24 protein-coding genes are annotated in these 20,846 nt (G+C 32.4%); 15 read left to right on the plus strand and 9 right to left on the minus strand.

Going from position 1 to position 20,846, the window contains the following annotated elements; genetic code table 11:
- Positions 1-50: 50 nt before the first annotated feature.
- Complete coding sequence (locus tag K1X16_RS10785; RefSeq protein WP_225036151.1) at positions 51-506, minus strand: low molecular weight protein-tyrosine-phosphatase; 456 nt, start codon at positions 504-506, stop codon at positions 51-53.
- Positions 507-518: 12 nt separating this feature from the next.
- The gene (gene dnaA, locus K1X16_RS10790) at positions 519-1,946 is read right to left on the minus strand and encodes a chromosomal replication initiator protein DnaA (protein WP_195872662.1); all 1,428 of its coding nucleotides are present in this window, start codon (positions 1,944-1,946) and stop codon (positions 519-521) included.
- A 200-nt stretch (positions 1,947-2,146) separates the two neighbouring features.
- Between dnaA and K1X16_RS10795 the strand changes: the two genes are divergently transcribed.
- Entirely contained in the window at positions 2,147-2,554 is a 408-nt protein-coding gene (locus tag K1X16_RS10795) for an acyl-CoA thioesterase (RefSeq protein ID WP_195872663.1), read from the plus strand.
- Here K1X16_RS10795 and K1X16_RS10800 read toward each other — a convergent pair.
- The 5 genes from K1X16_RS10800 to K1X16_RS10820 form a co-directional block, all read right to left on the minus strand.
- A complete protein-coding gene (locus K1X16_RS10800; RefSeq protein ID WP_225036152.1) occupies positions 2,549-3,154 on the minus strand; it encodes an IMPACT family protein in 606 nt (201 codons plus the stop codon). The two genes, K1X16_RS10795 and K1X16_RS10800, sit on opposite strands and share 6 nt — an antisense overlap.
- A complete protein-coding gene (locus K1X16_RS10805) occupies positions 3,154-4,005 on the minus strand; it encodes an EamA/RhaT family transporter (protein WP_225036153.1) in 852 nt (283 codons plus the stop codon). Before K1X16_RS10805 ends, K1X16_RS10800 begins: the two co-directional genes overlap by 1 nt.
- Positions 4,002-4,613 carry an HAD-IA family hydrolase gene (locus K1X16_RS10810; protein ID WP_225036154.1) on the minus strand — a complete coding sequence of 204 codons (612 nt, stop codon included), beginning with the start codon at positions 4,611-4,613 and terminating at the stop codon, positions 4,002-4,004. The genes K1X16_RS10805 and K1X16_RS10810 overlap by 4 nt, the downstream gene beginning before the upstream one ends.
- Before the next feature lie 97 nt (positions 4,614-4,710).
- Entirely contained in the window at positions 4,711-5,718 is a 1,008-nt protein-coding gene (gene ribD, locus K1X16_RS10815) for a bifunctional diaminohydroxyphosphoribosylaminopyrimidine deaminase/5-amino-6-(5-phosphoribosylamino)uracil reductase RibD (RefSeq protein WP_225036156.1), read from the minus strand.
- Positions 5,719-6,177 carry an LEA type 2 family protein gene (locus tag K1X16_RS10820; protein WP_225036158.1) on the minus strand — a complete coding sequence of 153 codons (459 nt, stop codon included), beginning with the start codon at positions 6,175-6,177 and terminating at the stop codon, positions 5,719-5,721.
- Positions 6,178-6,228: 51 nt separating this feature from the next.
- Here K1X16_RS10820 and K1X16_RS10825 point away from each other — a divergent pair, with 51 nt between their 5' ends.
- The 5 genes from K1X16_RS10825 (at position 6,229) to K1X16_RS10845 (ending at position 11,250) form a co-directional block, all read left to right on the plus strand.
- On the plus strand, positions 6,229-6,720 hold the full coding sequence (locus K1X16_RS10825; protein WP_225036160.1) for a GNAT family N-acetyltransferase: 492 nt from the start codon (positions 6,229-6,231) through the stop codon (positions 6,718-6,720).
- A gap of 3 nt (positions 6,721-6,723) precedes the next feature.
- Positions 6,724-7,611 (plus strand): peptide chain release factor N(5)-glutamine methyltransferase, encoded by an 888-nt coding sequence (gene prmC / locus K1X16_RS10830; protein WP_225036162.1) that lies wholly within the window; start codon positions 6,724-6,726, stop codon positions 7,609-7,611.
- Between the two features lie 125 nt (positions 7,612-7,736).
- Positions 7,737-8,408 carry a hypothetical protein gene (locus tag K1X16_RS10835; protein WP_225036164.1) on the plus strand — a complete coding sequence of 224 codons (672 nt, stop codon included), beginning with the start codon at positions 7,737-7,739 and terminating at the stop codon, positions 8,406-8,408.
- A 2-nt stretch (positions 8,409-8,410) separates the two neighbouring features.
- Positions 8,411-10,405, plus strand: coding sequence for an NAD-dependent DNA ligase LigA (ligA, locus tag K1X16_RS10840; RefSeq protein ID WP_225036166.1), 1,995 nt, complete (start codon positions 8,411-8,413; stop codon positions 10,403-10,405).
- A 104-nt stretch (positions 10,406-10,509) separates the two neighbouring features.
- Positions 10,510-11,250 (plus strand): hypothetical protein, encoded by a 741-nt coding sequence (locus tag K1X16_RS10845; RefSeq protein WP_225036168.1) that lies wholly within the window; start codon positions 10,510-10,512, stop codon positions 11,248-11,250.
- 18 nt (positions 11,251-11,268) lie between these two features.
- Here the strand turns inward: K1X16_RS10845 and K1X16_RS10850 are convergent, their stop codons facing one another.
- Together K1X16_RS10850 and K1X16_RS10855 are read right to left on the minus strand one after the other, a co-directional pair.
- The gene (locus tag K1X16_RS10850) at positions 11,269-12,183 is read right to left on the minus strand and encodes a bifunctional metallophosphatase/5'-nucleotidase (protein WP_225036170.1); all 915 of its coding nucleotides are present in this window, start codon (positions 12,181-12,183) and stop codon (positions 11,269-11,271) included.
- Positions 12,184-12,186: 3 nt separating this feature from the next.
- The gene (locus K1X16_RS10855; protein WP_225036172.1) at positions 12,187-12,945 is read right to left on the minus strand and encodes a 5'-nucleotidase C-terminal domain-containing protein; all 759 of its coding nucleotides are present in this window, start codon (positions 12,943-12,945) and stop codon (positions 12,187-12,189) included.
- 71 nt (positions 12,946-13,016) lie between these two features.
- Here K1X16_RS10855 and K1X16_RS10860 point away from each other — a divergent pair, with 71 nt between their 5' ends.
- From K1X16_RS10860 to K1X16_RS10900, 9 genes are all read left to right on the plus strand, one after another.
- Positions 13,017-13,535, plus strand: coding sequence for a DUF6913 domain-containing protein (locus tag K1X16_RS10860; protein ID WP_195872676.1), 519 nt, complete (start codon positions 13,017-13,019; stop codon positions 13,533-13,535).
- Positions 13,535-14,419: a 4-hydroxy-tetrahydrodipicolinate synthase gene (dapA, locus tag K1X16_RS10865; protein WP_225036174.1), complete on the plus strand. Its 885-nt coding sequence runs from the start codon at positions 13,535-13,537 to the stop codon at positions 14,417-14,419. The genes K1X16_RS10860 and dapA overlap by 1 nt, the downstream gene beginning before the upstream one ends.
- Positions 14,420-14,526: 107 nt before the next feature.
- Positions 14,527-15,327, plus strand: a complete 801-nt coding sequence (locus K1X16_RS10870) for an outer membrane protein assembly factor BamD (protein ID WP_195872678.1) — start codon at positions 14,527-14,529, stop codon at positions 15,325-15,327.
- Positions 15,328-15,337: 10 nt separating this feature from the next.
- A complete protein-coding gene (locus K1X16_RS10875) occupies positions 15,338-15,664 on the plus strand; it encodes a DNA-directed RNA polymerase subunit omega (protein ID WP_179335555.1) in 327 nt (108 codons plus the stop codon).
- A 14-nt stretch (positions 15,665-15,678) separates the two neighbouring features.
- Positions 15,679-16,890 (plus strand): bifunctional phosphopantothenoylcysteine decarboxylase/phosphopantothenate--cysteine ligase CoaBC, encoded by a 1,212-nt coding sequence (gene coaBC, locus K1X16_RS10880; protein ID WP_225036176.1) that lies wholly within the window; start codon positions 15,679-15,681, stop codon positions 16,888-16,890.
- The gene (locus K1X16_RS10885; protein ID WP_195872680.1) at positions 16,883-17,770 is read left to right on the plus strand and encodes a DUF4835 family protein; all 888 of its coding nucleotides are present in this window, start codon (positions 16,883-16,885) and stop codon (positions 17,768-17,770) included. The genes coaBC and K1X16_RS10885 overlap by 8 nt, the downstream gene beginning before the upstream one ends.
- A gap of 136 nt (positions 17,771-17,906) precedes the next feature.
- Positions 17,907-19,559, plus strand: a complete 1,653-nt coding sequence (recN, locus tag K1X16_RS10890; RefSeq protein ID WP_225036177.1) for a DNA repair protein RecN — start codon at positions 17,907-17,909, stop codon at positions 19,557-19,559.
- A 22-nt stretch (positions 19,560-19,581) separates the two neighbouring features.
- On the plus strand, positions 19,582-19,851 hold the full coding sequence (locus tag K1X16_RS10895; RefSeq protein ID WP_195872682.1) for a hypothetical protein: 270 nt from the start codon (positions 19,582-19,584) through the stop codon (positions 19,849-19,851).
- Positions 19,852-19,882: 31 nt separating this feature from the next.
- Positions 19,883-20,701: an enoyl-ACP reductase gene (locus K1X16_RS10900; RefSeq protein WP_225036179.1), complete on the plus strand. Its 819-nt coding sequence runs from the start codon at positions 19,883-19,885 to the stop codon at positions 20,699-20,701.
- Positions 20,702-20,846: the final 145 nt, after the last annotated feature.

The raw sequence follows: 20,846 nt of genomic DNA on the forward strand, positions 1-20,846 counted from the left end.
TACTAATTTACAAAAAAAAGACCTTTAATTAGATTTGAAAATGTTAAGTATTAGTGAATTAGTTCTTTAACTAAAATATCACACGTTTCATCAATGAGTTTAAAAACATATTTAAAGCCATCTTGTTCGCCGTAATATGGATCTGGCATATTCTTATTTTCAACTGAAGAATTAGCTTCGAGAAATAGCTTCACTTTTTTCTTATCATCAGTATGTCTAGCTAAACTAATGATGTTAGAATAGTTTGATTGGTCCATTGCGTAGATGATATCAAAGGCATCAAAATCAGTTACTTTAAACTGCCTCGCGCTTTGCCCACTAATATCTAAACCATTTTGTTTAGCAACAGCAATAGAGCGTTTGTCTGGTGCATTGCCAATATGGTAAGCCGCTGTACCTGCAGAATCCAAATAAAAAAGGTCTTCTGGTAGTTTAGATTGCATTATGCCATGAGCTAATGGCGAACGGCAAATATTACCTAAACACACCATTAAAATTCGAGTCATAAAAAAGTGTAATTAAAGTGCTAATTTTTTAGATAAGTCTTCAACGTACTTTCTGAATTGCTTATCTGTTGAAGATAAGTTATCTACAGTTTTACAAGCATGTAATACAGTAGCGTGGTCGCGTTGTCCTATTTGTGAACCAATACTCGCTAAAGACGCTTTAGTGTATTTCTTAGCGAAAAACATAGCTAACTGACGCGCTTGTACAATATGACGCTTTCGTGTTTTAGACTGTAGTGTGTTCACATCCATTTGGAAATAATCTGAAACTACTTTCTGAATGTAATCAATAGAAACTTCGCGCTTAGTATTCTTAACAAACTTCTCTACAATATCTTTGGCAAGATTAATTGTGATTTCTTTTTTGTTGAACGAAGATTGTGCGATTAATGAAATTATTGCACCTTCAAGCTCCCTAACATTTGATTTAATGTGTTTGGCAACATAATCAACAATTTCTTCTGGCATTTCAACACCATCTCTGTAAAGTTTATTCTTTAGAATTGAAACTCTAGTTTCAAAATCTGGAGTTTGTAACTCTGCAGAAAGTCCCCATTTAAAACGCGATAATAAGCGTTGCTCAATATCTTGCATGTCTACAGGAGCTTTGTCACTTGTTAAAATAACTTGCTTTCCGTTTTGGTGCAAATGATTGAAAATATGGAAGAAAACATCTTGAGTTCCCGTTTTACCAGATAAGAACTGTACATCGTCAATTATTAAAACATCAATAATTTGATAGAAGTGAATAAAATCGTTTCTATTGTTCTTTTTAACAGAATCTATATATTGTTGCGTAAATTTTTCAGCAGAAATATATAAAACTGTTTTTTCAGGATATTTATCTTTAATATCAACACCAATAGCATGTGCTAAATGTGTTTTACCTAAACCAACACCTCCAAAAATTAATAAAGGATTAAAAGATGTTCCGCCAGGTTTGTTAGCAACAGCAATACCTGCATTTCTTGCCAAACGATTAGAGTCACCTTCTAAGAAATTCTCAAAACTATAACTTGGGTTGAGTTGCGATTCTATCTTTACATTTCTAATACCAGGAATTACAAACGGATTTCTTAATTCAGGACTTTTATTATTGAATGGTACATCAACATCTTGCGATTTTAAAGCCGATCTGTTAGCACTTGGGATTTTTTCTGTAAATGGTTGTTTGTTGCCATAGGTGTTTTCCATTTTAATAACGTACACCAATTTAGCGTCTTCACCGAGTTCTTTTGTTAGTGAAACTTTTAAGATTTTCACATAATGTTCTTCTAGCCACTCGTAGAAAAACTTACTAGGAACCTGAATACTCAATGCATTACCCGAAAGTTTAACAGCATCTATAGGTTCAAACCAGGTTTTATAGGCTTGTGGTTGTATATTATCTTTTATAAAAGCGAGACAATTACTCCATACAGATTGCGCTGTGATCTCCATTCGTTAAGTTAAATTTTTCGTTGTTAGTTATATTAGCAAAAAAAAAGAGAATTGGAATTCTCTAGTAGTTTTCAACAGGACAAATATGTGAACAAAATTCTTAATAAAAAAATCAAATAAGATAGATTATTTAGATTTTTTTCCTCATGTTTAAAACAATTGAAAATTACAAAATTTTTTCTAAATCAAACCATTAATATATGAATTATAATGAAACTAGTATAAGAGTTCGTTACGGAGAGACTGACCAGATGGGAGTTGTGTATCATGGCAACTACGCTGTGTATTTTGAAGTTGGTAGAACGGAGTGGTTACGAGAATTTGGTCTTAGTTACAGCGGAATGGAAGCCGATGGAATAATGTTACCTGTGGTTTCGTTAACTATAAATTACAAAAATTCAGCACGTTATGATGATGTGCTTAAAGTAAAAACATCATTAAAAAAAATGCCAACTGCGTCTATAGAATTTGAATATGAATTAAGAAACGAATCTGATGTTTTATTGGCTACCGGTAATACAATTTTGGCATTTATTGATACGGAACGGAACCGACCTACGCGTTGTCCAAAATATCTTTTAGATAAACTGCAAGATTATTCGTTATAATTCTTTGATGTCAACTCCGTAAAATTGACTAAAAAGATCAAATACTTTAGAGCTGTTGTTTTTTCTGACAGATATCTTTAGCAAACAATCGAGTTCTAAAATCTGATTTGTAATTTCAACGTCATTTTCTTTCAATAAACGCATCACTTTGCTCATGTTTTTATACTCAAATTTGAGCTGAAATTCTTTATTTATTGTTTTTTCAACAATTTTTGAAGCTTCTAAAGCTAATTGCGCTCCTGTTCGGTATGCATTTATTAAACCACCAACACCAAGTTTTACACCTCCATAATATCTAACAACTATGATTAAAATATTGGTGACTTCAAAAGATTGAATTTGACCATAAATGGGCATTCCAGCAGAATTGTTAGGTTCTCCATCGTCATTGGCTCTGTATTGAATGTTTTCTGTACCTATTTGGTAGGCGTAACACCAATGTCTGGCGGCATAATGTTCTTTTTTTAAATCGTCTAGATGTTGTTTTATTTGGTCTTCATTTGTAACAGGGAAAGTGAATCCGTAGAACTTGCTATTCTTGTCTTTAAATAATTCACCTTGTCCTGGGTTTGTTATAGTTTTATATACGTCTTCTTCCATTATGCTAAAGTTACTAAGGCTATTGAAATTAAGGCTAAAATAATTCCTACCCAATTCATCTTAAATATTTTCTCCTTAAATAGTATAAGACCAGTTAATGTTGAAAGGGCTAGAATCGCAATATGATTAATGGTAAATAAGGTTGAACTTTCAGTGTTTTCTAAGCGCAATGCCATTAGCAAAAAATGAATGGAGCAATAATTTACTAAACCCAATGCGATACCTAAAGGAATGCTTTTAAAGTTGAATTTTATTTTAGTCTTTATACGTTTTCCTATTAAAAGTGTGGTGCCAATAATTGCTGCCATTGTAAAGATTGTTGCAGAAAATAGTGCGATTTTATCATCTGGTGCAAAATAGTTTATTGAGGTGTCAATAATACCAGAGCCTAAAAACAATAGTATTGGTAAATAAATGGATTGCGTAAGCACCACGTTTTCTTTTGGTTTTACAGCGGTTAGATATACAGCAATCAAAGCTAGTATGATTCCGATTATTTTCTGAGTTCCAACACTTTCATTAAATACAATAATGCCAAAAATAACGGGAATAATAACGCTCATTTTGCTAGCCACAGAAGCTACTGAAAGACCATTTTTCTGTGCTGTTAGTCCTAAAACATTAAAAATAGCAATGAATAGAAACCCTAGAGCAATTGCAGGAATAAACCAACCAGACGCTATGATTTCTGTAGGTGAAATTGATCCTTTATAAAGTAAAAATCCTAATGTTGAAGCTGTAAAGTAATTAACAACAATACCTTGAAGAATATTAATCTCATATTTTTTAAAGAGTTTAAAGACTACAAAAATTGCTGTAGACGATAGAATACTAATCAGTAAATAAATCAAAACAACAATTTTTTAGTTTCAAAGAGTGTTACAACATCTTCTTTGGTTTCATCTATATTCCATGTGTAAAAACCCATGGCATCAGCTGTGTCGGTGTTATCTTTAGTATCGTCAACAAATAAACAGTCGCTAGCAGTAAGGTTATTTTCTTTTAGGACAAAGTCAAAAATAGCTGTATTTGGTTTTCTTAGGTTAATTTCTTGCGATAAGTAAAAGGCATCAAAACAATTTTTAAATTCATCAAAAAAAGGGACTGTTTCTTTTACAAAATCAATATGCATATCGTTCGTATTGCTCAACAAAATGAGATTATAGTCGTTTTGATTTGCTAACTTTTTAATAAACTCTAACCGATGCAGAGGGAAGTCTTTTATAATATAGTTCCAAGTGTCAATAAGTTTGGTTTCATTAATTGTTGAAAACTTAGTTTTATAAAACTCTAGAAACTCTACAGTCGAAATTTTTCCAACTTCATAGTGTTCATTGGTAGTTATCATATCCTCTTCAAAAGTCTCTAGATTAAAAACGTCTAAAGCATTTTGCATGGCACCTTTTTTATCTAAGTTGATAAATACATCACCAAAATCGAAAATTAATGTTTTAATCATTTGCCGTTTGTTACGTTGAGTACCTGTCTATTGAACAGGTGAGTTTTGTACTTATTAAGTTTATCTATTCTTTATATGCTATTAAGACCTGATAAATCTATTGTATAGGTTTGAAAATTTTTAGTTTATCATCTAAAATCTCATATTCCGAAATTAATTGGCCTTTCAATTTTGGTGCTTTTGTACCGTTCTCAAATTCAGAATTACCAATAAAAACCCTTGCTTCGTCCCATAGGTTTTCATTAATAAAGGTTTGAAGCGTTTTTGCACCACCTTCAATAATTATAGAATTAATGTTTTGTTGATATAATAAATCGATAATTTGAATTGCTACCGGGTTTTCAAAATCGATGTTTTTATTTGTAACTCTAATGGTTTTAGCCTCATCATTAAATACAGCATAGGTAGAATCTAACTTCGAACGCTTATCTAAAACGACTCTAATCGGATGCGTACCAGCCCAATCTCTAACCGTTAAACTCGGATTGTCTTCAATTACTGTATTGGTTCCAACCAATATAGCCTGTTCTTCAGCACGCCATTTATGTACCAATTGACGCGAATATGTATTCGTAATCCAAACGGGTTCTTTTTTGTTCTTAGTCATAGGAGCGATAAAACCATCACTAGTTTCTGCCCATTTTAATATAATATAAGGACGTTTTTTATTGTGAAATGTGAAAAACCGTTTGTGATGTGCTTTGCATTCTGCTTCCAGAACTCCAACAGTAACATTACAGCCAGAAGCTTTTAGTTTAGCAATGCCTTTTCCTGCTACTTCCGGATTATCATCAACACAACCAATAACTACATTTGGGATGTTGTGTGTAACAATTAAATCGCTACAAGGAGGTGTTTTTCCATAATGACTACAAGGCTCTAGCGTTACATAAAGTGTGCTTTTGGTTAAAAGAGACTTGTCTTTTACAGAATTTATTGCATTGACTTCCGCATGGTGACCACCATATTTGCTTGTAAACCCTTCGCCAATAATACTATCGTTATAAACGATTACAGCACCAACCATAGGATTTGGTCTTGTAGTTCCCAATCCGTTTTTGGCAATTTGCAAACAGCGTGATATGTAGATTTCGTGAGTGTTCAATTAGAACTTAATTTTTACATCTTGAATTTCATCTACAGAATATGTTGAGGAATATCCCATAATCTTATATTTTATATCTCCTTTGATATGCACTTTTAGGCTTTGCGAAATTAAACTTCCTAAAAGACTTCCAAGATTCTTGTCATTTACAAGGCTCTCAGTTGCAACTTTAACGGTCAATGGAATAGTGAACCTCTCTCGTTTAGGAACGTCAAACTCATCTGATACTACAGAAGCTAACTCTAAATCATTAATAAACACCTTAAGATCATCTGTTTTTAAAGTGCCACCAACATCATTTTTATTTAAAAATAATGCTTCTGTTTTTATGATTACGTGTTTTGAATTAGAGTCTATAACTTTAAAATTCTCTAATCTTACAAACTCTGGCTTTTTGGTAAAAGAACAGTTGAAAAGTAGTGTAAAAGTTAGGAAAAACATTAAGAGTCTTTTAAACATAAAATTGTTTTTATACGTATTTTTGGTTTTGCTAAAAAAAAAGATAATTAAGTGCGTAAAGATACTATTGTTATTCGAGAAATTGAAGTTAAAGACAACCCTAAAATAGCGAAAGCCATACGGGAAGTTTTAATAGAAATGGGTGCGCCAAAAGTTGGTACAGCCTATGAAGACGCAGCACTCGATTGCATGACGGAAACCTATAGCGATAAGAAAAAAGCATATTTTGTAGTTGAAAACGGTAATGATATCATTGGAGGTGCAGGAATTTCACCATTAGATAACCATGAAGGCAAAGTTTGCGAACTTCAAAAAATGTATTTTATGTCAGAAGCTCGAGGAAAAGGTTTGGGAGCTGAAATGATGAAAACATGCCTGGAGTTTGCTAAGCAAGCTGGATTTAAACAGTGTTATTTAGAAACATTACCTTATATGACTGATGCTCGTAAACTTTATAGAAAAGTAGGCTTTAAAAGTTTAGAGAAGCCAATGGGAAACACAGGACATTATTCATGCACTGTTTGGATGCTAAAAGATTTGTAAGTCATGGTTTTAAAAGAGCTTCAGAATATATTTCATATCGAATTAGATGCTATTTACGGTAAACACGAAGTAGATAGTTTTTTCTATTTGTGCACAGAACATTATTTGAATGTGCCAAGAATTCAGTTGACCTTAGAACCAGAGTTAGCCATTACAAAGCCTGAAACGGATACCTTTTTTAAAGCTTTAGAACACCTAAAACAACAAAAACCCATTCAGTATTTACTAGGCGAAACCGAATTTTTTGGATTACCCTTTAAAGTGAATGAAAATGTATTGATTCCACGACCAGAAACTGAAGAACTCGTAGCTCTCATTCTTCAAAATGTCAAAAATCAAGATCCAAAAACCAAACCAATTACCATTTTAGATATCGGAACAGGATCTGGTTGTATTGCGATTTCTCTGGCTAAAAATGTTCCAAACGCTAAGATTTATGCTTTAGATGTTAGCAAAGACGCTTTAAAAATAGCGAAACAAAACGCAGACCTAAATAACGTTAAAATCAATTTTATTGAAGCTAGTATTTTAGATGAGACTTGTCATTCCGCACTTGATGCGGAATCCACTTTTGATATCATCGTTTCTAATCCACCTTACATACGCGAATTGGAAAAACGAGAGATTTTGCCCAATGTCTTAGATAACGAACCACATTTGGCCTTATTTGTAGAAGATGATAATCCGTTGTTGTTTTATAAAGCGACTACCAATTTTGCTATTGAAAAATTAAAACCAAACGGACAGCTTTATTTTGAAATTAACCAATATCTCGGTGAAGAAACAAAACAACTATTAGTTGATGCTCAATTTAAAAAGGTTGAATTATTAAAGGATTTGAACGGGAATGATAGGATGTTGAAAGGGTGTAAAGTCCTAGAGATTTTTTAAAATCTTAGGGGTTTAATAATCGAAGAATTTAGATTATACTTCCTTAAAAAAATAAAATCGTTATTGATTATAGTGGATTTTGAATTGTCTGATTGGTGAAGGATTTGAATTAAAAAAGAAATAGAATGAGAACTTTAACATTGTTTTTTATGATTGTGGTTTGCTTTTCTTGTAAAGAAGAAAAAGAATCAGTTCTTACTGTTAAAGATAAAATTGAAATAGATACACTTCCTACTATTGATAGAGAAGACGAGTTAGTCAAGTTGAAACTTCAAAAATTAGAAGAAAGATACTATCATATAAAACTTTCTAATGCAGAAATAGTAAAAGACACTATTGTTGGTTTAGATTTTTTAGAAAGTGATACGCATTTAAATTACACTTTCGATTATGATCCATTTACGAAAAGAATTAATTCGGACTCTATTAGTCTGTATACTAAAAATATTGAAGTTGTAATTCATAAATCTCAGTTTGATACATCTAAGGCAAAACTCACATACGATACTGATAGTTTAAATATTATTCAAATTGATAACCACGATGTTATTGGAGTAGAAGATGTTCCGAGTACCTATATTTCCAAAATAAATTTACACTTAAGTAACAAATATGTTGAAATCGACAAACGTTACTATGAAGATTTGTATGAGCCTAATTTAGATTTAATAGAAGCCTATTATTATGATAAAGAAATTATCATTGTTATGAGTAATAGTGATGGTTATTTAGGATACAGAGTTACTTTCCTTATTGATGAAGTATTAAATATAAAACGTATTATTTACATCCCTTAAAAATGAACATAAAACAAAAAATAGAAGCCCTCAGAGAAGAACTACGTCAGCACAACTACAATTATTACATTTTAGATGACGCAACAATCAGTGATTACGATTTTGATATAAAATTAAAAGAACTTCAAGCTCTAGAAGAAGCGCACCCAGAGTTTTTCGATGCCAATTCGCCAACGCAACGCGTTGGAGGAGCAATCACAAAGAATTTTAAAACAACGGTTCACGACTTAAGAATGTATTCTTTGGATAATTCGTATTCAAAAGAAGACTTACAGGATTGGGAAACCCGAGTTAAAAAAATGGTTGATGGTGATGTAAGTTATACCTGTGAGTTAAAATACGATGGTGCTTCCATAAGTTTAACCTATGAAAATGGTAAATTGTTACGAGCAGTAACACGAGGAGATGGTGTGCAAGGCGATGAGGTTACAGCAAATATTAAAACCATTAAAACAGTTCCATTGCAATTAAAAGGAGATTTTCCAGACCGTTTTGATATTAGAGGAGAAATAGTCTTACCAATAGAAGGTTTCTTAAAAATGAATGAAGAACGCATTGCAAATGAAGAGGAACCTTATAAAAACCCAAGAAATACAGCTTCAGGAAGTTTAAAATTACAAAACAGCTCTGAGGTTGCTAAACGACCATTGGAATGTTTATTATATAGTATCGTAGGGAACAATCTTAATATTTCATCTCAGTTTGAAGGCTTAGAAAAAGCCAGAGCTTGGGGATTTAAAGTGCCACAAGAAGCAAAACTGGTACATTCTATAGATGAGGTTTTAGACTATATTAATTATTGGGACGAGCACAGACACAATTTGCCGTACGAAATTGATGGAGTAGTGGTTAAGGTGAATAATCTATACCAACAAGACGAATTAGGGTTTACCTCAAAAGCACCGCGTTGGGCTATGGCTTATAAGTTTAAAGCCGAGCAAGTTTCTACACGGTTAAACAAAATTACATATCAGGTTGGAAGAACAGGTGCCATTACACCAGTTGCCAATTTAGAACCTGTGCAATTGGCAGGAACTATTGTAAAACGAGCCTCGTTACATAACGCAGATCAAATAGAAAAGTTAGATATTAGAGAAGGTGATGAGGTGTTTGTAGAAAAAGGGGGAGAGATTATTCCTAAGATTATTGCGGTTGATTTAACGAAGCGTCCAGAAAACTCCCAGCCAACACAATATATTACACTGTGTCCAGAATGTAACACCGAACTGGTAAGATTAGAGGGTGAAGCAAAGCACTACTGTCCAAATGATTCAGCGTGTCCACCTCAAGTGGTTGGTAGAATTCAACATTATATATCGCGAAAAGCTATGGATATTGATGGTTTGGGTGGTGAAACTGTTGCGATGTTAGTTAAGGAAGGTTTAATTAATAATTATTCAGATTTATATGAATTAACCGTTGAGCAAGTAATTCCGTTAGAACGTATGGCTGCAAAAAGTGCGGAGAATATGATCAATGGTATTGAGTTGTCTAAACAGGTACCGTTTGAACGTGTTTTATTTGGTTTGGGCATACGCTATGTCGGAGAAACTGTGGCTAAAAAACTGGCAAAGCATTATAAATCTATTGATGCCCTAATGTATGCTTCACTTTTAGATTTGGTAACCGTAGACGAAATAGGAGAGCGTATTGCAGAAAGTGTGGTTGATTTTTTCTCTTCAGAAGAAAATAAGCAAACTATAGAACGTTTAAAGCAGTATGGAGTTCAGTTAGAAATCTCAGCAGAAAAATTAGCCAATCAAACTGAAAAACTAAAAGGGCAATCTATTGTTGTTTCAGGTGTTTTTGAAAACATATCTAGGAACGAACTTAAGAAACTTATAGAAGATAATGGAGGGAAGGTGTCGTCATCTATCTCGTCTAAAACTTCTTATGTTGTGGCAGGTGATAAAATGGGGCCAAGTAAACGAACAAAAGCAGAAAATTTGAATATTGAAATCCTAACAGAAGTAGCGTTTTTAGAAAAAATGAAGTAAATTCCTACAATAAACACATTGTTAATTCGATGAAATGCATTAAATGTGCGTTGAAATGTAAAATAATTGTTTATATTTGCTGATGTTAATTAAGGGATAAATTAATGTTAGTAAATAAAATTTTAAAGGTCGTATTATTGCTTTTAGGAGCAAGTTACATTATACTTCAAGGGTTTGCTTTAGAACAAGAAGGTGATATTGTAAGTGCTGCGGCTTTTGTTTTACTTACATGGCTTTATTTGGGTTGGACTAAACACAAATCTAAGTTATTCTCATTGTTTTTAGTAGTTTTTACCATTGCTCAATTATTAAGTTTATTAGGTTGGTACCGTGAAGAACTTAGAGAAGGGCATATCGATTACTTGTATTATTTAGCAAATATTCTTAGTATTATTTCATATGCATTGCTTATTGTTAAAATGTGTATTTACTTAAAGTTAAAAACAGTTTTTTCGCAATTAACTGTGCCAATAATAATACTTTTTGTTTTAGATATTTTTTGTGTGACGTTAATATCTAGTACAACAGAAAGTGCGTTTACTTATTACGAATATGCCTTAGAGTTTACTTATAATGCTGTTGTAATGATATTACTCTCAGTTGCACTTATTAATTATATGTATCGAAATAATTATAAATCTATGCTATTTTTATTAGGCTCAATTTTTATAGTGTTTTCGGAGATTATTCAGTTAGCGTATTACTATATTTTGAGTGATGATGCCAATTTAGGTTATATTTATTCTTCCTTTTTAGTAGTTGCATTTATCTTCTACTACCTGCAATCACAACACAAAGTAAGTGAGCCAATTCCTATTTATACAGACAATCCTTTAGATGTGTAATTCTAAATTAATAGACTTTTACACTACAATTGAAGCTCCTTCAGAGGTGACATTTTTTCCGGATTCAAAATAAAAATCAACTTTACCAAGATATAAACCAAAGCATCCAACTTGGTTTACTAGAACGTTTTTACCAACACTATTTTTTTCAATAGTCGGTTTCGGTAAAAATGTATGTGTATGTCCACCAATAATTAAGTCAATATCCTTAGTCGCTCTCGCTACGTTAATATCGCTCACTTTATCAGGATTATTTTTGTAGTAATAACCAATATGAGATAAACAGATGACCAAATCACAAGACTGCTCTTCTTTTAAAATACGAGACATGTCTTGTGCAATCTCAATAGGATCATGGTAAACAGTTTCCTTATACATGTCCTTGTTAACTAAACCGTCTAATTGAATTCCCAATCCAAAAATGCCGATTTTAATGCCATCCCTAACAATGATTTTGTAAGGGTTTACATGTGTATCCATAACTGTATTAGAAAAATCATAGTTAGCGGAAACAAACTCAAACTTTGCATGCGGAATCTGTGCATACAATCCATCAATACCATTATCAAAATCGTGATTACCAATAGTAGCTACATCATACTTTAGCATACTCATTAGCTTAAATTCTAATTCACCTCCATAATAATTAAAATATGGTGTGCCTTGAAAGATATCTCCGGCGTCTAATAATAAGGTGTTTGGGTTTTCTTGTCTAATAGATTCAATTAAAGAGGCGCGTCTAGCAACACCACCTTTGTTGGCGTTTCTTCCGTCTTCTGGTCCAAAGGGATCAATATGGCTATGCACATCATTTGTATGAAGAATGGTGATTTTTTTCGATTTAGCAGGACTAAAAGATTGCAAACCAAGACCGCCAACACTAGCTAAAACGGTTGCGGCTGTAGATTTTTGTATAAAATGTCTTCTTTTCATAGTTTAATCTTCTAATTTTATAAAACGTTGATCGATTTTAGGGTTTAAGGTGTCCTTCTTTTTAAAATTATCAATTAATACATCTCTAATTTTATAATTTAAAACATACTTTCCTTCGTTGGGATGAAAAAACGTCATTCCATCACCACCATTATAAAGGTAGTCGTTGGTTGCAATATAGTACGTTCTATTAACGTCAATAGGTTCTCCATGCACCTTTGCTGAACTAACAGCAGAATTTTTATCTAAAGTCAATTGTAATTGATGAGAAATAGGATGTGCGCGTTTTGCTTTAGAGAGATACTCCATCATTTCATTAACCTGAGTTCCTTTTATAGCCACAACTACAACAGAGTTTTCAAAAGGCATTACTCCAAAAGCAGATCTAATGGTCACATCTCCTTTTGAAATAATAGATCGAATACCACCATGATTGAGTAGTGTAAAATCAATGTTTTTTTGAGTTCGTTTATTAAATACAGGATTTGATTCGCTAAATACAGCATCTGCCATTAAATTACCGATAGCTGTATTTAAATCTCCATCCATTTTTGAATAGGTTTTTGGAGCATAAGAAATTATACTATCCATATTTTTATTGATATGTGTCCTATATGGAGAAATAAAATCTTCAATCTTTTGACTGGTTGCTAAGCTGTCATTGATATCTATTCGTTTGCCTTCGATTTTAGAAATGTGAGTTGATGCACAAGAAAAAATGAGCAACAATAAACAGAGTTTTAAAATATGTTTAATAGTCATTGAATAACTTATAAGAAGTTTATAATAAAATGTGAGTGCTTTTATTAAATTTGCACAAAGGCTAAAGGTAAATGATTTTAAAAGCATTTAAAGAAAAATCTAATCGAAAATATGTCAATAATTTACTGGCAACACGTCAGGCTGCCGTTAATAATGATAAAATAAAAACTGTAGCGGTGCTTTTAAATGCTAGTGAATTTCATGAATTTGAAGTGTTTAGAGTGTATTTTAAAGAGTTAAATTTAACATCTCCAAAACATAAAATAGTAGCATTTACCTTAGACGATAAATTAGAACATAATAAATGGAATACGCATTTCAGTCCAAAAGACTTTGGGTGGAAAGGCACTATAAAAAACCAGGATTTACAAGCTTTTATAGATGAACCTTATGATATGTTGATTTGTTTTTATAAAAACGAGGTTTTACAATTAAATATGATGGCTGCAGCTTCTAAAGCAAAATTTAAAGTTGGAATATCTAGAATTGATGAACGTTTTTACGATTTAATAATCGATGTAAGTTTAAAGGATATCAATATTTTTAAACAAGAATTAAAAAAATACTTAAATATTTTAAATAAATTATAATGACCAAATTTATAGGAACTGGTGTTGCATTAATTACACCTTTTAACGCAGATTTAACCATTGATTTTGATGCTTTAGAGCGTTTGGTGGAGTATAATATTGCCAATGGCACCGATTACTTAGTGATCAGTGGTACAACTGGTGAAAGCGCTACAGTTACACCAGAAGAGAAGAAGCAGTTAATAAACTTTATAGTTAAAATAAATAATGGTAGAATTCCTTTAGTTTTAGGTATAGGAGGTAATAACACTACAAATGTTGTAGCTGAAATTAAAGCAACTGATCTCTCTGCCATCGACGGTATATTGTCGGTATGTCCTTATTATAGTAAACCGACACAAGAAGGCATTTATCAGCACTTTAAAGCTGTTTCTGAAGTGTCTCCAAAGCCAATTATTTTATACAATGTTCCAGGGAGAACAGCTACAAATATGACTCCAGAGACGACATTGCGATTAGCTAGAGACTTTGCAAACATTGTTGCGGTTAAAGAAGCCGGAAACAATGTGCATCAGTATTTAGAATTATTGCGTTCTAAGCCAAAAGATTTTTTAGTACTATCTGGAGATGACGATTTAGTATTAGGTGTTTTATTAGCTGGAGGCTCTGGTGTTATTTCGGTAATTGGTCAAGCTTTACCAAAAGCGTTTTCAGAAATGATTAGACTTGGAATTGCACGTAAAGCAAAAGAGGCTTACGATATTCATTTTAAGTTAATGCCTATTACAAGACTCATTTTTTCCGAAAACAATCCAACAGGTGTTAAAGCCGTTTTAGATACCTTAAACATATCAAAATCGCATGTGCGTTTGCCACTTGTAGAAGCGACTGATGGCTTAAAAGCAGCTATCAAATCTGAAATAGAAAATTTAGAAAAAAGTTAAACTTTATATAAATAGGTTTTCAGCCTTGATACAACCTTTATTTTAGCGGATAATAATTGTTTTTTAAATCCGTTAATAATGCTTACTTTTGCATTCTGTTTAAAATTATGAAAAGAGGAATTTACATATTATTAATTAGCATCTTATTGGTTTCTTGTAGTGACTTTCAGAAAACGTTGAAGTCCGAAGATACTGCTGCAAAATTTGAAATGGCGAATGAATTGTTTGAAGCTGAAAAGTGGAACAAGTCATATAGACTGTTAGATCAAATCCTTCAGAAATACAGAGGGAAACCGCAAGCGGAAAAGTTAACCTTTATGCATGCGATGTGTTCTTATAAGTTAGGAAGTTATTATGAAGCTAGTTTTCACTTTGATAAATTTACAGATATTTATCCGCAAAGTGAAAAAGCTGAAGAAGCAGCATTTTTAGCGGCTAAAGGTTATTATTTTAACTCTCCAGTGTATTCTAAAGAACAGAAAGAAACGATTGAAGCTATAGAAAAATTACAATTATTTGTAAACCAGTATCCAGAATCATCATATTTAGGTGAGGCTAACCAACTCGTTAAAGAGTTAGACTTTAAATTGGAGAAGAAGGCTTACGAAATAGCTAAGCAGTACAACAAAATATACGAGTATAAAGCATCAATAAAAGCGTTCAATAATTTTTTACTTGAGTTTCCAGGAGCAACCTTAAGAAATGATGCTTTTTATTACAGATTTGATTCAGCTTACAACTTAGCTGTGTTAAGTGTAGAGTACTTAAAAGAAGACCGATTAAATGATGCTATAGGATATTATAATGCTTTAAAGAAAGCATATCCAAATTCAGAATATTTGGAAGCAGCTAATTTAATGGAAGAAGAATTACAACAACAATTAAATACGTTTACTACTAAAAGTTAAACATTAAACGATGGATTTAAAAAAGACAGACGCACCAGTAAGTACAGTAACTTACAACAGAAACGAAATCGATGCTCCAACAGATAATATCTATGAAGCAATCTCTGTTATTTCTAGACGTGCAGAACAAATTAATACCGACATTAGACGCGAGTTAATAGACAAACTAGAAGAGTTTGCTACTTATAACGATAGTCTTGAGGAAATTTTTGAAAACAAAGAACAAATTGAAGTGTCTAAGTTTTACGAAAAATTACCAAAACCACACGCTTTAGCAGTAAAAGAGTGGTTAGATAATAAGATTTATCACAGAAATACTGAGGATCCTCAGCCATAAACAAAACGCCTTAGATGTCTATTCTAAAGGATAAGAATATTTTATTGGGCATTACTGCTGGTATTGCCGCATATAAATCTGCTAACTTAGTCAGATTATTTATAAAAGCAGGCGCTAACGTTAAAGTCGTTATGACGCCTGCTTCTAAAGAGTTTATAACTCCACTTACGCTTTCTACATTATCAAAAAATCCGGTATATTCCTCTTTCGTTGACGAGGAAGATGATAACCAAGTATGGAATAACCATGTCGATTTAGGCCTTTGGGCAGATATCTTTGTGATTGCTCCAGCCACTGCCAATACAATGGCTAAAATGGCAAATGGTGTTTGCGACAACATGCTTTTAGCAACTTATCTTTCTGCAAAATGTCCGGTGTATTTTGCACCAGCAATGGATTTAGATATGTATAAGCATGAGTCTACCACAACGTCATTTAAAAAGTTAGCCTCATTTGGCAATAAAATGATTCCTGCAGGAACAGGTGAACTCGCTAGCGGATTAGTCGGTGAAGGTCGAATGGCAGAACCAGAAGACATCGTAGCTTTTATTCAAAATGATGTTTTAGAGCAGTTACCATTGCGAGGTAAGCGCGTCTTAATTACTGCTGGCCCAACCTATGAAGCAATAGACCCTGTACGTTTTATAGGAAATCACTCTAGTGGAAAAATGGGTTTTGCAATAGCCAAAGCAGCATCAAAATTAGGAGCTGAGGTCATTTTAGTTACGGGTCCAACACAGCAAAGCGTCTCTAGTAATTTTATTTCAGTAAAATCTGTAGTCAGTGCAGAAGATATGTATACCGAAGTTCATAAGCATTTTAATACTTCAGATATTGCTATTCTTTCTGCTGCAGTTTCAGATTATAAACCTAAGAATGTAGCGACTCAGAAAATAAAAAAGAAAGAAACGACGTTAACTATTGAGTTAGAAAAAACGAAAGATATTTTAAAGTCGTTAGGCGCGATTAAAAAAAATCAGTTCTTAGTTGGTTTTGCACTAGAAACTAATAATGAATTAGAACATGCTAAAGGCAAATTAAAGTCTAAGAATTTAGACCTTATTGTGCTAAATTCTTTACAAGATAAAGGAGCAGGTTTTGGTGTGTCAACAAATAAAGTTACATTTATAACGTCTTCTAAAGATATTATAGAAAATGAATTAAAATCAAAAGCAGACGTTGCTCAAGATTTAATGCACCTTATTTTAAAACAAACTCATGCGTAACCTATTATTTATACTTGCTTTTTTATTGACCGCTGTATCGTTTTCACAAGAGTTAAACTGTACAGTCAATGTTATAGCACAACAAACAGGAAACGAAAATGATGTTGTATATAGAACATTAGAAAAGCAACTTACTGAGTTTGTAAATAATACAGAATGGACAAGACAAACGTTTAGTCCGCAAGAGCGTATTAATTGTAGTATGGTTATTAATGTGTCTCAGCATAGTAATAATATGATTTCAGCATCGCTACAAGTGTCTTCTTCTAGGCCTATTTTTAATTCTACATATAGTTCGCCTGTGTATAATTATAACGATAGGAATTTTAATTTTGAATATTTAGAATTTCAAAATTTGGTTTTTAACGAAAGCCAGTTCGAATCTAACTTAATTTCCGTGTTAGCATTTCATGTATATATGATTTTAGGAATGGATGCGGATACTTTTGAGCTTAATGGAGGTGATCAGTATTTTAAACAAGCACAAACAATCGCTAGCTATTCTCAACATCTTAATGGTCAAGGTTGGAAATTAGAAGATGGATTACAATCGCGCTTTGCTTTAATTGATAATTTAATGTCGCCAACATTTAAAGACATGAGGTTAGCGTTGTACAAATATCACATAGATGCCTTAGATATTATGAATACAGATACAAAAAACGGAAAGGCGCAAATAATTTCTGTATTAGATGATTTGCAAAATGTGCACAGAGCTAGACCAAACTCTTTTTTAATGCGTGTGTTTTTTGATGCCAAAGCCGATGAAATATTAGATATTCTTTCTGGTGGACCAAAGATTAATATTACCAACGCTGTAGATATATTAAACAGAGTGGCTCCAATGCACTCTCAAAAGTGGAGGACTATTACGTATTAGACTTTTTTCAGTTGTCTGGTTTTTAAAAGAATAATGCTACAAGTAGACATTCTTTAGTTGCTTTAATATATTTCAAAAAATAATGACGCTCTACTTGGCTTAAAATCTTAATTTTGTAATACATAATTATAAGCACTTGTTAACATCTCTTTACATAAAAAATTACGCACTCATCGATGAGTTAAACGTTGCATTTAATAATGGTTTAACGATTATTACTGGTGAAACAGGAGCTGGAAAATCCATCTTACTAGGTGGTTTGTCGTTAGTTTTAGGGAAACGAGCCGATTTAAGTCAGGTGAAAAATACAGGCGAAAAATGTATAATCGAAGCTATTTTTGATATTGCCAATTACGATTTAAAATCACTGTTTGTAACCTTAGATTTAGATTATGATGTGCAAACCATTATTAGAAGAGAAATTTTACCTTCCGGAAAATCTAGAGCCTTTATTAACGATACCCCTGTAACCTTAGAGAGTTTAGTAGCGTTGAGTGGTTATCTTATAGATATTCATTCACAACACCAAACGCAGCAGTTAACACAAGACGATTACCAGTTTAAAGTTATTGATGCCTTAGCAGAAAATAAATCAAATTTAGAGACTTTTTCTAAAGAATTATCGACATTTAAAACACTTCAAAAAGCTTTAGAAAGTTTAAAATTGTCTAAAGCCGAATTAATAAAAGAGTACGATTACAATCTCTTTTTATCTAATGAATTAAATGAAGTTAATTTAGAAAAGATTAACCTTGAAGATCTAGAAACGCAATACGAAGAACTAAATAATGTTGAGATTATTGGTGAGAAACTAAGTAGCACCAAAGCCATTTTAAACGCAGAAGAACTTGGTGTGGTAGACCAAATTAATGCTACAAAACAAGAACTGTCTAAAATCGCAAATTTCGGAAAACCATATGAATCTTTAAAAGAGCGTATGGTTAGTATAGGAATTGAGTTAGATGATATTCTTATAGAATTAGATAACCTAGAAGAAAATCTAACCACAGATCCGCAAGAATTAGAGCGTATTAATAACACGCTTCAAGTTGTAAATAATTTGTTCCAAAAACATTCTGTTTCAGAAATTGAAGATTTAATACAAATTAAAAACGATTTAAAACTAAAGATTGATAATACCGAAAGCTTAGACCAAAGTATTATTGATAAAGAGGAAGAGATTGAAAAGGCAATAGAAAAGTTAAATCAAACCGCCTTAAAAATTCATAAGAATAGAAAAAAAATAATTCCGACGTTTGTTTCAAAACTAGAAACACTTTTATCAGAATTAGGTATGCCAAATGCCAAATTTAAAGTGGAATTAGAGTCTTTAGACCAATTTGTTAAAAATGGAAAAGATGGCTTACAGTTTTTATTTATGGCGAATAAAGGCTCTAGTTTTAATGAGCTTAAAAAATCTGCTTCTGGTGGAGAATTATCGCGAATTATGTTAGCAATAAAATCTATTTTGGCAGAATACATTCAGTTACCTTCTATAATGTTCGATGAGATAGATACAGGTGTTTCTGGTGAAATCTCTAACAAAATGGGAGAAATTATGAAGCAAATGAGTCAGAGTATGCAAGTGTTTACTATTACCCATTTGCCGCAAATTGCAGCAAAAGGAAATTCACATTTTAAGGTATTTAAAATAGATGCAGAGGATGTTACACATACACAACTTAAAAAATTAAAAGAAGATGAGCGTATTGTAGAAATCGCTCAAATGCTTGGAGGTTTAGACATTACAGATTCTGCTATGGCTCATGCTAAACAATTGCTAAATTGATTTAATTGTTTAATTTTAAAAGGTGAAATCATACATTGTAATCGTATTTATTTTAGGGAGTTTTTTGATTCTAGCTTGTGCAGAAAAGGAAGATCCATGTGATGTAGATCATATTATTGTTAATGATGAATGTGTACCAACGTATATTTTTCCGGACCCCAATTCTGTAGCTCCTAAAAACGGAGACACCTTTTACCATAAGGTTTATGGTATAATCTCGTACAGAAACGGACACTGGATCAATGATAAAAATCAAATTATCGAAGCACTAGAAAATAAAATTAAATTTTAACAATTAATAACTAACACCTAACAACAACCATATGTCTTATAATTTACTAAAAGGAAAGAGAGGAATAATATTTGGAGCTTTAGATGAAAATTCTATTGCGTGGAAAACAGCACTACGTGTACATGAAGAAGGAGGCACCTTTGTTTTAACCAATGCACCAGTATCTATACGTATGGGACAAATTGATGAACTAGCAGAAAAAACGGGTTCTCAAATTATTCCTGCAGATGCAACTTCAGAAGAGGATCTTAAAAAACTAGTAGAACAATCAATGGAGATTTTAGGAGGTAAAATAGATTTTGTGTTACATTCTATAGGTATGTCCATAAATGTTAGAAAAGGAAAACACTATACGGATCAAAATTATGCATGGACTCAAAAAGGAACAGATGTTTCGGCCATGTCTTTTCATAAAGTGATGCAAACCCTTTATAAAGCAGATGCTATGAATGAATGGGGAAGTATTGTAGCTTTAACATATATGGCGGCACAACGTGTATTTCCGGATTATAACGATATGGCAGAAAACAAAGCCTATTTAGAAAGCATTGCACGAAGTTTTGGATATTTCTTTGGAAGAGACAAAAAAGTACGTGTAAATACCATTTCACAATCACCGACGCCAACAACAGCAGGTAGCGGAGTTAAAGGGTTTGACGGTTTCATAGCATATTCAGAAAAAATGTCTCCTTTAGGAAATGCAACGGCAATGGACTGTGCTAATTATACAATCACTTTATTTAGTGATTTAACCAAACGTGTAACATTACAGAATTTATATAATGATGGAGGGTTTAGCAACATGGGAGTCAGTGAGGGAGTTTTGGAAGCTTTCGTAGATAACCAATAGTTAATCATAATATCACCTTATCAAAAAGCCATTAAGCAGTTTGTTTAATGGCTTTTGTCTGTTTTAACTTTAGAATTTGTTTATGTTTTCTTACAAATTGAAAAATTGTTGTTATTTGTCGACATTATATACGTTTCAGCGATTT

This window comes from Winogradskyella sp. SM1960, assembly GCF_020179375.1.
GTDB classification, from domain to species: Bacteria; Bacteroidota; Bacteroidia; order Flavobacteriales; family Flavobacteriaceae; genus Winogradskyella; species Winogradskyella marina.

What these genes read in the sequence shown, in the direction of transcription:
- dnaA (WP_195872662.1), bottom strand. Translation starts at nt 1,946, where the DNA reads ATGGAGATCACAGCGCAATCTGTATGGAGTAATTGTCTCGCTTTTATA.
- K1X16_RS10875 (WP_179335555.1), top strand. Translation starts at nt 15,338, where the DNA reads ATGGATTTAAAAAAGACAGACGCACCAGTAAGTACAGTAACTTACAAC.
- K1X16_RS10855 (WP_225036172.1), bottom strand. Translation starts at nt 12,945, where the DNA reads ATGACTATTAAACATATTTTAAAACTCTGTTTATTGTTGCTCATTTTT.
- K1X16_RS10800 (WP_225036152.1), bottom strand. Translation starts at nt 3,154, where the DNA reads ATGGAAGAAGACGTATATAAAACTATAACAAACCCAGGACAAGGTGAA.
- K1X16_RS10870 (WP_195872678.1), top strand. Translation starts at nt 14,527, where the DNA reads ATGAAAAGAGGAATTTACATATTATTAATTAGCATCTTATTGGTTTCT.
- K1X16_RS10810 (WP_225036154.1), bottom strand. Translation starts at nt 4,613, where the DNA reads ATGATTAAAACATTAATTTTCGATTTTGGTGATGTATTTATCAACTTA.
- K1X16_RS10860 (WP_195872676.1), top strand. Translation starts at nt 13,017, where the DNA reads ATGATTTTAAAAGCATTTAAAGAAAAATCTAATCGAAAATATGTCAAT.
- K1X16_RS10835 (WP_225036164.1), top strand. Translation starts at nt 7,737, where the DNA reads ATGAGAACTTTAACATTGTTTTTTATGATTGTGGTTTGCTTTTCTTGT.
- K1X16_RS10795 (WP_195872663.1), top strand. Translation starts at nt 2,147, where the DNA reads ATGAATTATAATGAAACTAGTATAAGAGTTCGTTACGGAGAGACTGAC.
- dapA (WP_225036174.1), top strand. Translation starts at nt 13,535, where the DNA reads ATGACCAAATTTATAGGAACTGGTGTTGCATTAATTACACCTTTTAAC.
- K1X16_RS10850 (WP_225036170.1), bottom strand. Translation starts at nt 12,183, where the DNA reads ATGAAAAGAAGACATTTTATACAAAAATCTACAGCCGCAACCGTTTTA.
- K1X16_RS10845 (WP_225036168.1), top strand. Translation starts at nt 10,510, where the DNA reads ATGTTAGTAAATAAAATTTTAAAGGTCGTATTATTGCTTTTAGGAGCA.
- K1X16_RS10785 (WP_225036151.1), bottom strand. Translation starts at nt 506, where the DNA reads ATGACTCGAATTTTAATGGTGTGTTTAGGTAATATTTGCCGTTCGCCA.
- ligA (WP_225036166.1), top strand. Translation starts at nt 8,411, where the DNA reads ATGAACATAAAACAAAAAATAGAAGCCCTCAGAGAAGAACTACGTCAG.
- K1X16_RS10885 (WP_195872680.1), top strand. Translation starts at nt 16,883, where the DNA reads ATGCGTAACCTATTATTTATACTTGCTTTTTTATTGACCGCTGTATCG.
- prmC (WP_225036162.1), top strand. Translation starts at nt 6,724, where the DNA reads ATGGTTTTAAAAGAGCTTCAGAATATATTTCATATCGAATTAGATGCT.
- K1X16_RS10900 (WP_225036179.1), top strand. Translation starts at nt 19,883, where the DNA reads ATGTCTTATAATTTACTAAAAGGAAAGAGAGGAATAATATTTGGAGCT.
- K1X16_RS10820 (WP_225036158.1), bottom strand. Translation starts at nt 6,177, where the DNA reads ATGTTTAAAAGACTCTTAATGTTTTTCCTAACTTTTACACTACTTTTC.
- coaBC (WP_225036176.1), top strand. Translation starts at nt 15,679, where the DNA reads ATGTCTATTCTAAAGGATAAGAATATTTTATTGGGCATTACTGCTGGT.